Source organism: Pseudomonas sp. LS_2 (genome assembly GCF_042709235.1).
Lineage (GTDB): Bacteria > Pseudomonadota > Gammaproteobacteria > Pseudomonadales > Pseudomonadaceae > Aquipseudomonas.
In genome coordinates, this window is the sequence record NZ_JAVAYC010000018.1 from 63,905 (window position 1) to 76,255 (window position 12,351).

A 12,351-nucleotide genomic window follows, 5' to 3' on the forward strand; every position below is an offset into this window, starting at 1 on the left:
TCCGTTCCGGGTTGGGCTCAAACGACCATGAACAGCACAGCCACGAAGATGCTGGCGGCCGAGAAGGTCATGGTCCGCGAGGACCAGGTGTTGAACCATTGTTGAAAGCTTGCGAGGTCGCGTTTGAGGGCAGTGGGCTGGCGGGTCCAGGACTGTTTGTCGAGGCGGAAGAAGACGTAGATCTTCATCAGCGCGCCGACGATCTGGTTGTAATAGAGAATCAGCGGGTAGGCAGGGCCGACGCTGTGTCCGGAGCACAACAGCATGATGGTCAGGATCAGGCGGGTGATGCCGATCCACAGCAGGTAGGCGAGCAGGAAGCCCAGGCCGAACTTGAAGCTGGCGATCATTGCCACGGTGAGGCCCAGCAGGCTGGTCCACATCGACACGCGCTGGTCGAGCAGCACGATGCTGGTGAACAGGCCCAGGCGCTTGATGCCCAGCCCCAGGGCCCGAGAGTTCTGCCGCAGGTTGTTGCCGTACCAGCGGTACATCAGCTTGCGGCTGGCCTTGACGAAGCTCTTCTCCGGCGGGTGCTCGACCGTGTTGATCGCGGCATCGGGCACGTAGAAGGTGTCGTAGCCCAGGCGCATCAGGCTGAACCAGCTGGACTTGTCGTCACCGGTAAGGAACTTGAAGCGGCCCAGGCGCCAGTGCATCAGCGAGTCGCTTTCCACGTCGGCGATGAACTCGGGGTTGGTTACCACGCTGGCGCGGAACATCGACATGCGCCCGGTCATGGTCAGCACGCGCTTGGACAGGGCCATGGAGCACATGTTGATGTGGCGCTGCGCGAAGCGCAGCTTGTGCCACTCGCTCATCACGTAGCCGCCGCGCACTTCGCAGAATTCGTTGGTGGTCAGGCCACCGACATTGGGGTAGAGCTTGAACCACGGCACGGTCTTGCGGACCACGCCTTCGCCGAGCACGGTGTCGCCGTCGATCACCGCCACAACGGCATCCTCGTCCGGCAGCATCCGCGAAATGGCGCGGAAACCATAGGCCAGGCCGTCGCGCTTGCCGGTGCCGGCGATGCGCACGATGTCCAGGGTGACGTGGTCGGGCGGGTTGTACTTGGCCCACAGGCTTTTCACCAGTAGCTCGTCGGACATTTCCACCAGCGAGCAGACCACGGTGGTGGGGTAGCCGCAGGCAATCGCCTCGCGGATCACCGAGCTGTACACCTGGGCGGTGGTCAGCGCTTCGATGCGAAAGCTGGTGACCATCAGGTACACGTGCGACGGGTCTGCCGCCTTGCCCAGCTTGCGCACCTTGTTGCGCAGGTAGGGGTACACGCCGTACAGGAAGATCATGCCGCGGATGAAATGGGTGGCGCCCATGGAGTAGCGCCATATGCCGACAGCACCGACCAGGAAAATGAAGTGCTTCGACTGCGAGTCGAAGATGTCGCTGGGCAGGGCCAGGGCGATCAGCATGAGCAGGCTCATGTAGAGCAGCCAACCGGCGCACTGCAACAGCACTGTCTGGAGCCTTTGCATGTTCAGCATCCGTCGCAAGAATCAGAAAGTGCGGGGCCGTGCGGCCCCGCGTCAGGCTGGCTTACCAGCAGATGCCTTCGGTGCGGCTGGTGGTGCTGGTGGGCTTGCTCATGAAGCCGACCAGGTCGATCACCTGCTTGCCGTCCGGTGCCTGTTGGGCGAGGGCGCGGAACTGCTCGTCGCGGTTGCCCAGGACGATGATCTCGGCGTTGTCGACCACCTGGTGGAAGTCGGCGCTGAGCAAGGATGAGACGTGGGGGATCTTCGACTCGATGTAGTCCTTGTTGGCGCCGTGTACGCGGGCGTACTCCACGTTCTGGTCGTAGATCTCCAACTGGTAGCCCTTGCCGATCAGGCGTTCGGCCAGTTCCACCAGTGGGCTTTCACGCAGGTCGTCGGTACCGGCCTTGAACGACAGGCCGAGCAGCGCGACCTTGCGCTTCTCGTGGCCTTCGATGATGTCGAAGGCGTTCTGCACCTGCGATTCGTTGCTGCGCATCAGCGAGTCGAGCAGCGGTGCCTTCACGTCGAGGCTGGCAGCGCGGTAGGTGAGGGCGCGCACGTCCTTGGGCAGGCACGAGCCGCCGAAGGCGAAGCCTGGGCGCATGTAGTACTGCGACAGGTTCAGCACCTTGTCCTGGCAGACCACGTCCATCACTTCGCGGCCATCGACGCCGACGGCCTTGGCGATGTTGCCGATCTCGTTGGCGAAGGTCACCTTGGTGGCGTGCCACACGTTGCAGGTGTACTTGATCATCTCGGCCACTTCGACCGGCTTGCGGATCACTGGCGCGTCGAGTTCTTCGTAGATCGCTTGCAGCACGTCGCCGCTGGCGGTGTCCAGTTCACCGATGACGGTCATCGGCGGGTGGTCGTAGTCCTTGATCGCGGTGCTTTCGCGCAGGAACTCGGGGTTGACCGCTACGCCGAAGTCGACGCCGGCCTTCTTGCCCGAGCAGTCCTCGAGGATCGGGATCACCACGTTCTTCACGGTGCCCGGCAGTACGGTGCTGCGCACCACGATGGTGTGACGGCGGTCGGTGTCGCGCAGGACGTAGCCGATTTCGCGGCACACCGATTCGATGTACTCAAGACCCAGGTCGCCATTCTTCTTGCTTGGGGTGCCGACGCAGATCATCGACACGTCGCTGGCGCGGATGGCCTCGGCGAAGTCGGTGGTGCCACGCAGGCGGCCATTGGCGATGCCCTGTTGCAGCAGCGCTTCGAGGCCGGGTTCGACGATGGGCGACTTGCCCTGGTTGATCAGGTCGATCTTGGTGGTGGACACATCCACACCAATCACTTCATGGCCTCGTGCCGACAGGCAACCTGCACAGACTGCACCGACATAACCCAAACCAAAGATGCTGATACGCATCGCATTCACCTCGTGTGTTTATCACGCCGGTTCTTCCGAAGAACCGGACCGGGTTGATTTACCAGCTGTTTTTGGGCGCACGGTGCCATGGCGAATGCACACTTCACCGAGCGCAGGCATGAGCGAATCCGGAGCGCACAAAGTTGTGCTCTCAAAGATGGCAGTCAAAAACCAATAATTAAAAGGCGTGCCCTGAAATGCAGCCGTCTTTAATGCATCACGCTACTTGGCGTGTTGCTGTGCTTGTTCTTTCAATTGGATAAACCCTTTGAAATCAACCACTAGGACGATATTTAGGGGGCGCGTCTCTCCTTCATGGACAGGCCGTTCGGGGTTGCCGAAGTGGCTGTCGAAGTTTAACTGGCAGGCGGTGGATACCTGCCTGTTGTCATCTGTAAGTCATCTCGTACGTCGCACATTCAAGAATCGTTACGGGTGCTATGAGCGATGGCCGCTAGCAGAAGTTCCTGGCCGAGTTCGGCGGGGATGAAACTTTTCTAAATATTTTTTCAGTCCGAAATACTTTCAATTTGATGGCACTGGGTGGTTTCGACCCGATGGATAAAGGACGGAAAAGTCCGGCGATATTTTTGTGCCATCATGCAAAAAATTTTTTCAAGATTCGTCAAAAAACTACGAACGGTCTTATGGCGTTTTGCGATAACGGTAGCTTCGACGAATTGTTGGCGTCGTAATTTTGACTTTTTGCGGGGGTGGCAGGAGCGGACTTGCCCGCTCCTGCAAGGGGGGAATTTGGCGGGAAGGCTCAGTCGACAGGATGGTCGCGCAGAAATACCAAGTGATCCGGCTTGGACTGTTCCGGGCTGTAGTAATAGCCCTGCACATCGAACTGCTTTAGGCGCGCGGGGTCCGCGATGCGCTCCTGGATCACGAAGCGGCTCATCAGCCCGCGGGCTTTCTTGGCGTAGAAGCTGATGATCTTGTACTGGCCGTTCTTCTGGTCCTTGAAGTCGACATCGATCACCCGGGCCTTCAACGCACTTTTCTTCACGGCGCTGAAGTATTCGTTGCTGGCCAGGTTCAGCAGCACATCGTCACCCTGGTCGGCCAGGGCCTGGTTCAGCCATTCGCTGATGCGCGTACCCCAGAAGGCGTACAGGTCCTTGCCCCGGGCATTGGCCAGCTTGGTGCCCATTTCCAGGCGGTAGGGCTGCATCAGGTCCAGCGGGCGCAAGAGGCCGTACAGGCCCGAGAGCATGCGCAGGTGCGCTTGCGCGTAACTGAAGTCATCTTCACCCAGGCTCTGGGCGTCGAGGCCTGTGTACACGTCGCCCTTGAACGCCAGCAGCGCCTGCTTGGCGTTGGCTGGGGTGAAGTCCGGCGTCCAGCTGCCGAAGCGCGCAGCATTGAGGCCGGCGAGCTTGTCGGACAGGTGCATCAGCTCGGCGATCTGCGCGGGCGACATCTCGCGCAGTTGGGTAATCAGTACCTGCGAGTCGTCCAGGTATTGAGGCAAAGTGAAACGCGGGGTTACCGGCGGGGTGTCGTAGTCGAGGGTCTTGGCGGGGGAAATCACCGTCAGCATCGGGTCGGCTCCTGGATTCGTAGGGGGGATTCTACGGGGCGCGCGGGTCAAGGCCAAACTATGCCGACGATAGCCATAAACCATCGGCTATAGTGCGCGTCAGCCCATCCGGAGAACCCAACGTGCGCATCGCCCTTGCCCTGCTCGGCGGCCTGTTCAGCCTGGCCGCCCAGGCCGCTCCACCCGCCATTGCCAGTCTCGACCGCAGCCACTGGCCTGAGCAGCTCGACAGCCCGGCGTTGTTCGATGTGGCGTCGCGGGCAGAGATTCTGTCGTTCGCCCAGGTATTGCACGAAAGTGAAATGCTCGACCAGCAGGCCTTGACGGCGCGCCTCCAGTTACGCTCGATCAACCTGTCGATGATTCGCGCCGTTCGCGCCCGCATGTGGCAGCGGTTGTGGGAGGGTTACCAGCAGGCGCAGCGCAGTTGCGAGCAGGACGCCTCGTTCTGCTATCCGCTGGAGTCGATGGCGGATTTGCGGACAAAAGCCGCCACGTTTGCATCAGATGTCGGCACGTTCTACACCGGTTGGATCGAGCCTAGCCACCAGTTCCATGTGCGTTATCTCAATGAGCAGTTGCGCAAGGCGGCGCTGTTTCCACAGACCAGCAGCGAGGTGGAGCGCTTGTCGTCGCGCGAGCGCAATGGCGACGAGTTGAACGACCGGATGTTCCTGCTGACCTTTGTCGGCGGCCCTTCGGCTGCCAGTTCCGACGCGTTGGCCGAGTACCTGCGCAGGCAGAAGCTCGCCGGCACCTTTTTCGTGCTGGGCACGCGCCTGCAGCAGCGCCGCGATGCAGGGCCGGTGGATGCGCTGTATGGCGGGCAGTGCGTGGGTATCCAGGGCTGGGAGTACCGCTCCCATGCCCAGTGGCAGGGCTGGCAGGATTCGCTGCGGCGCAGCCAGGCGCAGGTGCAGGCGCTGTTGCCTGAGCAGTACGTGCCGCTGTTCCGTCCTCCCTATGGCCAGCGCCGTGCGGACGGCGAGGCCTTCATGGCCGCACAAGGGTTGCAGGTTTCGCTGTGGGATATAGATGCCGAGGACGACGGTACGCTCATTGCCGAGCAATCGGCTCAGCGCGTCCTGACCCTGATGCTGCTGTGGCGCAAGGGGGTGATCCAGTTCCACGATGGCCTGCCCAAGGCGCAGCCGGCGCTGGAGTGGCTGTTGCAGCACACCGGGCAGAGTGGTATTGGCTGGGAGGATTGCCAGGAATATGCGCGCGCCCGCTTGTAGGGCACGGCGGAGGTGGGGAAAAGCCGGGGTCCACCACTGACTGTAGACCCCTGTCACCCCCTCGCCAAGAGGGTTTCGTCATTCGGCAAAATAAACTTCACCTGAGCGTAAAAAGTCTTTTTTCCGTCATGCTTTTTGCGGTATGAAGAAGCCAGACAGCCGATTCCTGCAGCACAGGTGGCGTCATCCAGGCCCTCCTTGCCAGGTGCGCTCCCCGCCCGTAACGACGCGGATACGGGGAGAACGGCGGTCACTCTGCGGTGCAGCGGTACGCGCCGTGTAGCTTTCACACAAGGTGCCCGAGTATGGATGACCAAGGACGCAACCCTTCCTCCAACCAGCCAATCCTGTATGTGCTCGATACCAACGTCCTGATTCACGACCCCAACGCTTTGCTCAACTTCGAGGAGCACCACGTCGCCATACCGATGACGGTGCTGGAGGAACTCGACAAGCTCAAGACCGGTAAACACACCATCGCTGCCGAATGTCGCCAGGCCATCCGCCTGATCGACCAGACCCTGGGCGATGCCTCGCCCCAGGATGTCGAACAGGGTGTGCCGATCCAGCGTGGCAAGAGCGGGCCCAAGGGCTTCCTGTCCATCCTGATGAGCCCGCGCAACGAACCCAACCGGCTGCTGCCGGAAGACCTCAACGACAACATCATCATCAACCAGTTGCTTGAACTGCGCGCCAGGCGGGCCGACCTGGATGTCGTGCTGGTCACCAAGGACATCAACATGCGCCTGAAGGCGCGGGCCTGCGGGATTGCCGCCGAGGACTACAGCACCGACCAGCTGGTCGATGACGTCTCCCTGCTTTCCAAGGGCTACCACTCGGTCACCGGCTCCTTCTGGGACCGCGTGAGCAAGGTCGACACCCGTCAGGAGCGTGGCCGTACCTGGCATCGGGTGCAACTGAGCGACAACCTGCCGGCGGTACACATCAATGAGTTCATCATCGATGAGCAAGGCTTCGTCGGTTGGGTCAAGGGCGTGCGCGAGCACGAACTGCTGCTGCTCGACCTGCACCAGGAGCCGTTGCTGCACCAGGAGGCCTGGGGCCTGAAACCCCGTGACATCCACCAGAGCCTGGCACTGTTCGCGCTGCTCGACCCGGACATCCACCTGGTCAACCTGACCGGCGCGGCCGGCTCGGGCAAGACCATCCTGGCGCTGGCTGCGGCTATCGAGCAGACCATGGTCAGCAAGCGCTACCGGCGCATCATCGCCACCCGCAGCGTGCAGGGGCTGGACCAGGAGATCGGCTTCCTGCCGGGCACCGAGGCGGAGAAAATGGAGCCCTGGCTGGGCGCTATCACCGACAACCTCGAAGCCTTGCACATGGATGACGAAAGCACCCATGGCAGTGTCGAGTACATCCTTGAACGCGTGCCGTTGCAGTTCAAGTCGCTGAACTACATCCGCGGTCGCAGCTTCCAGCAGAGCCTGATCCTGATCGACGAATGCCAGAACCTCACCCCGCACCAGATGAAAACCATCATCACCCGTGCAGGTTCCGGTTCCAAGGTGGTCTGCCTGGGCAACCTGGCGCAGATCGACACCCCTTACCTGTCCGCGACCAGCTCGGGCCTTACCTACCTTACCGAGCGCTTCAAGGACTTTCCCCACGGCGTGCATATCACCCTGCAGGGTGTGCCGCGCTCGGTGCTGGCCGAGTACGCCGAGTCGCATATGTAGCCCTTCATGGCCGGGCGGCACGCCGCCCGGCCTCTTTGCAGGCGCATGACGGTTTTTTCCCTACGGAAAGCTGACCACCAGGTTTACACTCACAGCTCCCTACCCAGGAGCAAAGCAGTGCTGACTCATCTCGATTCCCAGGGGCGCGCCAACATGGTCGACGTCACTGAAAAGGCCGTGACCGCGCGCGAAGCGGTGGCCGAGGCGCGGGTGCGCATGTTGCCGCAGACCTTGCGCATGATCGTCGACGGCGAACACCCCAAGGGCGACGTGTTCGCGGTGGCGCGTATCGCCGGTATCCAGGCTGCCAAGAAGACCAGCGACCTGATCCCGCTGTGCCACCCGCTGATGCTCACCAGCGTCAAGGTGGAGCTGGCCGGCGAGGGCGAGGACCTGGTGCATATCGTCGCCCGCTGCAAGCTGGCCGGGCAGACCGGCGTGGAAATGGAAGCACTGACGGCCGCCAGCGTCGCGGCGCTGACGATCTACGACATGTGCAAGGCGGTCGACAAGGGCATGGTGATCGAGCAGGTGCGCCTGCTGGAGAAGACGGGTGGCAAGAGCGGCGACTTCAAGGCGGTGGCGCCATGAAGGTCCAGGTCGTGTATTTCGCCCGTTACCGGGAGCTGCTGGAGCGTGATGGCGAAGCGCTGGAAGGTGCGTTCGCGACGCTCGACGACGTGCGCCAGGCGTTGCTGGCCAAGGGCGAGGCCTACGGATTCCTGGCCGAGCAGAACCTGATGTGCGCGCGTAACCAGGACCTGTGCCGCCTCGACGAGCCGCTGGCTGAGGGCGACGAAGTGGCGTTCTTCCCGCCGGTTACCGGAGGTTGAGCATGGGCGTGCGCGTTCAGCAGCAGGCGTTCGACCCAGGTCTTGAGGTCAATGCCATGCATGCCGCCAACGTTGGAGTAGGCGCGGTGGTCGGCTTCGTCGGTTATGTGCGCGACTTCAACGATGGCCGCGAGGTGGCGGGAATGTTTCTGGAGCACTACCCGGGCATGACCGAAAAGGCCCTGGCCAAGATCGTGGTCGAGGCCGAGCAGCGTTGGCCGTTGCTCAAGGTCGAGGTGCTGCATCGTATTGGTGCACTGGAGCCGGGGGAGCCGATCGTGTTCGTCGGCGTGGCCAGCGCGCATCGGCAGGCGGCGTTCGATGCCTGCAATTTCATCATGGATTACCTGAAGACCCGGGCGCCGTTCTGGAAGAAGGAGAGCACCGAGGCGGGGCCGCGCTGGGTGGAAGGCAGGCAGAGTGACCAGGATGCGGCGGGGCGCTGGTAGGCCTTTGTTTGATGGCCGGTGTTTCGCACCGGTTCGCGGGCAAGCCCGCCCCTACAGGTATCGCACTGTGCCTGGAGGAGCGCGCTTGCCCGCGATGGCTTCACCGCCTATCAATGATGCTTGCGCGGCACCGGCTTCAGCAGCTCGTCCGGTGGCATCTCGCACTTGATCTTGCGCCCCAGCAGTTCCTCGATCGCGGGCAACTGGTAGGAGTCGTCCTCACCTGCAAAGCTGATCGACACGCCGCTAGTGCCGGCCCGTCCGGTGCGGCCGATGCGGTGTACGTAGTCGTCCGGATCTTCCGGCAGGGTGAAGTTGATCACATGGCTGATGCCGTCGATGTGAATGCCGCGGCCAGCCACGTCGGTGGCTACCAGCACGGTAATGCGCCCTTCGCGGAAGTTTTCCAGGGTACGAATGCGCTTGTGCTGCGGCACGTCGCCCGACAGCTGCGCGGCGTTGATGCCATCACGTACCAGTTTTTCCTCGATGCGCCGTACTTCGTCCTTGCGGTTGGCGAACACCATTACCCGTTCCCACTTGTTCTGGGTCACCAGGTTGTACAGCAGCTTGTACTTGTCGCTGCCGGCCACCGCATACACGTGCTGCTCGACCGTTTCGCTGGCCACGTTCTCCGGCTCGATCTCGACGATAGCCGGGTTGGTGGTCCACTGCTTGGCCAGGTTCATCACGTCGTCGGTGAAAGTGGCCGAGAACAGCAGGGTCTGGCGCTCGCTCTTGGGTGGGGTCTGGCGGATGATCTGACGTACCTGGGGGATGAAGCCCATGTCGAGCATGCGGTCGGCTTCGTCCAGCACCATCACCTCGACCATGTCCAGGTGCACTTCGCCACGCTGGTGGAAATCCAGCAGGCGGCCCGGGGTGGCCACCAGGATGTCGCAGTGCCGCGACTCCAGGGCCTTGAGCTGCTTGTCGAAGTCCATGCCGCCGACGAAGGTCATCACGTTCAGGCCGCTGTACTTGGTCAGGGCCGCCGCGTCCTTGGCGATCTGCACCACCAGCTCGCGGGTGGGGGCGATGATCAGTGCCCGCGGCTCGCCCATGTAGCGCTCCTTGGGCGGCGGTACCTGCTGCAACTGGGAAATGATCGAGATCAGGAATGCGGCGGTCTTGCCGGTGCCGGTCTGGGCCCGGCCGATGGCATCCTGGCCACGCAGGGTGTAGCCCAGCACCTGGGCCTGGATCGGCGTGCAGTAGGGGAAGCCAAGGTCGTGGATGGCGTGCATCAGCTCGTTGGAGAGCTTGAAGTCGTGGAAGCGGGCCTTGCCTTCCTGGGGCTCGACCACGAAGTCTTCGGGCTTCCACAGGCTGGCCTGGGGCTTGGGTTTGGGGGCGCGACGCGGTTTGTCCCGCGGCGGCTGTTCGCTACGTGGCTGGGCCTGGGGCGGCTGCTCGGCCTGCGCGCCGGCATCATGCCTGGGCTTGCGTGGCGGTCTGGGCTTGGAAGGCGCTGGCTGCGGAGCCTGCGTGGGCGCAATCACGGAGGTGGCGGGCTCGACGGCCTGAGTCGCGGCGTCTCCCTTGCCGAATATTTTCTTGAGTGCCTTGAGCACGATCGTCTCGTCAACTGGTTAAGGAATGTACGCCGGGCAGTGTAATGCAAGATTCAGGCGCGGCGTAGCGGAAAGCGCCGACAACTACAAGCAGGCTTTGCTTATTGCAGTTGCTTGCTCAGCCAGTTGTGTATGTCGCTCAGCTCTTCCACCACCACTTCGTGTTCCATTGGGTACTCGTGCCAGCGTGCGGCAACACCCCAGGTATTGAGGTGCTCAAAGGCGGTGCGGCCCATCGAGGGGATCACCACCGGGTCGTGCACGCCATGCAGGCACAGTGCCGGGGTGCGCTGCTGGCAAGCGCTGAGCTGATGGCTGCCGCTGAAGGTCGGGGCGTAGGTCGACAGGGCGATCACCCCGCCCAGTGCTTCCTGCCACTTTATATAGGCGGTGTGCAGTACCACTGCCCCGCCCTGGGAGAAACCGGCCAGGATGACCCGCGACAGGCTGATGCCCTTGGCCTGTTCCGCCTTTATCAGGCCGATGACCTGGTCTGCCGACTCCTCCAGTTGAGCCTCGTCGATGGCCCGGGCCGGGGTCATGGCCTTGATGTCGTACCAACTGGGCATCGCATAGCCGCCATTGATCGTTACCGCACGGGTGGGGGCCTGTGGCATCACGAAACGGGTACTGGGCAGGCGCTCCTGCATGAATTCGGCCACCGGCAGGAAGTCGTAACGGTCGGCACCCAGGCCATGCAACCAGATCACACAGGCGTCGGCGGTGTTCTGGGGCTCAAGAATCAGCGGATTGGTCATGACTGCTCCGAAAGTGTGCGTGCGCGCCAACGGTGCGCATCAAAAAAAGGCGATAGCAGGGTGATGTCACAAGAAGATGTCGCAACGCTGCAACTTTACCTACTTGACGAATGCTTTAACGCTTAATCAGGCCACTGTGGTACGCGGATTGCTATATGTCCTGCCAAGCGACGGGAAGATTCCTTAACGGTAACACCCCTCTGCTGATAGTCAGGCTGTCATAGAACAGCTCATTGCGCCAATTGACCCAAAAACAAGCCAACAAGGGTCGGATGCGCCTCATAAGGGTGCGGTGCAATTCCGGCTCGGTACAACAAGAGCGATTTGGAGGTTGTAGATGAAGATGTTGAAAACCACTCTGGCGGCTCTGACCGCTGCCGCCGCCCTGGGCACCGTCGGTGCCGCGCAAGCCGGTGCCACCCTCGACGCGGTGCAGAAGAAAGGCTTCGTACAGTGCGGCGTGAGTGATGGCCTGCCGGGCTTCTCGGTTCCGGATGCCAAGGGCACCATCGTCGGTATCGACGCTGACGTTTGCCGTGCGGTCGCAGCTGCCGTCTTCGGCGATGCCTCCAAGGTCAAGTTCAGCCAGCTGAACGCCAAGGAGCGCTTCACTGCGCTGCAATCGGGCGAAGTCGACGTGCTGTCGCGCAATACCACCTGGACCAGCTCCCGTGACTCGGGCATGGGCCTGGTATTTGCCGGCGTCACCTACTACGACGGCATCGGTTTCCTGGTCAACAAGAAGCTGGGCGTTGCCAGCGCCAAGGAACTGGACGGCGCCACCGTGTGCATCCAGGCCGGTACCACCACCGAGCTGAACGTTTCCGACTACTTCCGTGCCAATGGCCTGAAGTACACCCCGATCACCTTCGACACCTCCGACGAGAGCGCCAAGTCGCTGGAATCGGGCCGTTGCGACGTGCTGACCTCGGACAAGTCGCAGCTGTTCGCCCAGCGCTCCAAGCTGGCCGCGCCGACCGACTACGTCGTACTGCCGGAAACCATCTCCAAGGAGCCCCTGGGCCCAGTGGTTCGCAAGGGTGACGAAGAATGGTTCGCCATCGTCAAGTGGACCCTGTTCGCCATGCTGAACGCCGAGGAGGCCGGCATCACCTCGAAGAACGTCGAGGCCGAAGCCAAGTCCACCAAGAACCCGGACAACGCTCGCCTGCTGGGCGCTGACGGCGAATACGGCAAGGACCTGAAACTGCCGAAGGACTGGGTGGTACAGATCGTCAAGCAGGTCGGTAACTACGGCGAGATGTTCGAGCGCAACCTCGGCAAGAGCACTCCGCTGCAGATCGACCGTGGCCTGAACGCCCTGTGGAACAACGGCGGCATCCAGTACGCACCTCCAGTGCGCTGATAGCTGCACC

At 62.1% G+C, this 12,351-nt stretch carries 11 protein-coding genes; 6 read left to right on the top strand and 5 right to left on the bottom strand.

What is annotated here, in order from left to right; genetic code table 11:
- Window positions 1–17: 17 nt before the first annotated feature.
- From RAC97_RS16995 to yaaA, 3 genes are all read right to left on the bottom strand, one after another.
- The gene (locus RAC97_RS16995) at window positions 18–1,499 is read right to left on the bottom strand and encodes a glycosyltransferase family 2 protein (RefSeq protein ID WP_375100727.1); all 1,482 of its coding nucleotides are present in this window, start codon (window positions 1,497–1,499) and stop codon (window positions 18–20) included.
- Window positions 1,500–1,560: 61 nt separating this feature from the next.
- Window positions 1,561–2,877 (bottom strand): nucleotide sugar dehydrogenase, encoded by a 1,317-nt coding sequence (locus RAC97_RS17000; protein WP_375100728.1) that lies wholly within the window; start codon window positions 2,875–2,877, stop codon window positions 1,561–1,563.
- A 766-nt stretch (window positions 2,878–3,643) separates the two neighbouring features.
- Window positions 3,644–4,423, bottom strand: coding sequence for a peroxide stress protein YaaA (gene yaaA / locus RAC97_RS17005; protein WP_375100729.1), 780 nt, complete (start codon window positions 4,421–4,423; stop codon window positions 3,644–3,646).
- 122 nt (window positions 4,424–4,545) lie between these two features.
- Between yaaA and RAC97_RS17010 the strand changes: the two genes are divergently transcribed.
- From RAC97_RS17010 to moaE, 5 genes are all read left to right on the top strand, one after another.
- Window positions 4,546–5,661, top strand: a complete 1,116-nt coding sequence (locus RAC97_RS17010; RefSeq protein ID WP_375100730.1) for a polysaccharide deacetylase family protein — start codon at window positions 4,546–4,548, stop codon at window positions 5,659–5,661.
- A 305-nt stretch (window positions 5,662–5,966) separates the two neighbouring features.
- Window positions 5,967–7,361, top strand: coding sequence for a PhoH family protein (locus RAC97_RS17015; RefSeq protein ID WP_375100731.1), 1,395 nt, complete (start codon window positions 5,967–5,969; stop codon window positions 7,359–7,361).
- 117 nt (window positions 7,362–7,478) lie between these two features.
- Entirely contained in the window at window positions 7,479–7,952 is a 474-nt protein-coding gene (gene moaC, locus RAC97_RS17020; protein WP_375100732.1) for a cyclic pyranopterin monophosphate synthase MoaC, read from the top strand.
- The gene (locus RAC97_RS17025; RefSeq protein ID WP_375100733.1) at window positions 7,949–8,194 is read left to right on the top strand and encodes a MoaD/ThiS family protein; all 246 of its coding nucleotides are present in this window, start codon (window positions 7,949–7,951) and stop codon (window positions 8,192–8,194) included. The genes moaC and RAC97_RS17025 overlap by 4 nt, the downstream gene beginning before the upstream one ends.
- A gap of 2 nt (window positions 8,195–8,196) precedes the next feature.
- The gene (moaE, locus tag RAC97_RS17030) at window positions 8,197–8,643 is read left to right on the top strand and encodes a molybdopterin synthase catalytic subunit MoaE (protein ID WP_375100734.1); all 447 of its coding nucleotides are present in this window, start codon (window positions 8,197–8,199) and stop codon (window positions 8,641–8,643) included.
- A gap of 110 nt (window positions 8,644–8,753) precedes the next feature.
- Here the strand turns inward: moaE and rhlB are convergent, their stop codons facing one another.
- Window positions 8,754–10,217: an ATP-dependent RNA helicase RhlB gene (gene rhlB, locus RAC97_RS17035; RefSeq protein ID WP_375100735.1), complete on the bottom strand. Its 1,464-nt coding sequence runs from the start codon at window positions 10,215–10,217 to the stop codon at window positions 8,754–8,756.
- A 101-nt stretch (window positions 10,218–10,318) separates the two neighbouring features.
- Window positions 10,319–10,975, bottom strand: coding sequence for an alpha/beta hydrolase (locus RAC97_RS17040; RefSeq protein ID WP_375100736.1), 657 nt, complete (start codon window positions 10,973–10,975; stop codon window positions 10,319–10,321).
- A gap of 337 nt (window positions 10,976–11,312) precedes the next feature.
- Here RAC97_RS17040 and RAC97_RS17045 point away from each other — a divergent pair, with 337 nt between their 5' ends.
- Entirely contained in the window at window positions 11,313–12,341 is a 1,029-nt protein-coding gene (locus RAC97_RS17045; RefSeq protein WP_375100737.1) for an amino acid ABC transporter substrate-binding protein, read from the top strand.
- Window positions 12,342–12,351 lie beyond the last annotated feature (10 nt).

Coding starts and splice junctions, on each gene's coding strand:
- RAC97_RS16995 (WP_375100727.1), bottom strand. CDS start 1,499: ATGCAAAGGCTCCAGACAGTGCTGTTGCAGTGCGCCGGTTGGCTGCTC.
- RAC97_RS17000 (WP_375100728.1), bottom strand. CDS start 2,877: ATGCGTATCAGCATCTTTGGTTTGGGTTATGTCGGTGCAGTCTGTGCA.
- yaaA (WP_375100729.1), bottom strand. CDS start 4,423: ATGCTGACGGTGATTTCCCCCGCCAAGACCCTCGACTACGACACCCCG.
- RAC97_RS17015 (WP_375100731.1), top strand. CDS start 5,967: ATGGATGACCAAGGACGCAACCCTTCCTCCAACCAGCCAATCCTGTAT.
- RAC97_RS17025 (WP_375100733.1), top strand. CDS start 7,949: ATGAAGGTCCAGGTCGTGTATTTCGCCCGTTACCGGGAGCTGCTGGAG.
- moaE (WP_375100734.1), top strand. CDS start 8,197: ATGGGCGTGCGCGTTCAGCAGCAGGCGTTCGACCCAGGTCTTGAGGTC.
- RAC97_RS17040 (WP_375100736.1), bottom strand. CDS start 10,975: ATGACCAATCCGCTGATTCTTGAGCCCCAGAACACCGCCGACGCCTGT.
- RAC97_RS17045 (WP_375100737.1), top strand. CDS start 11,313: ATGAAGATGTTGAAAACCACTCTGGCGGCTCTGACCGCTGCCGCCGCC.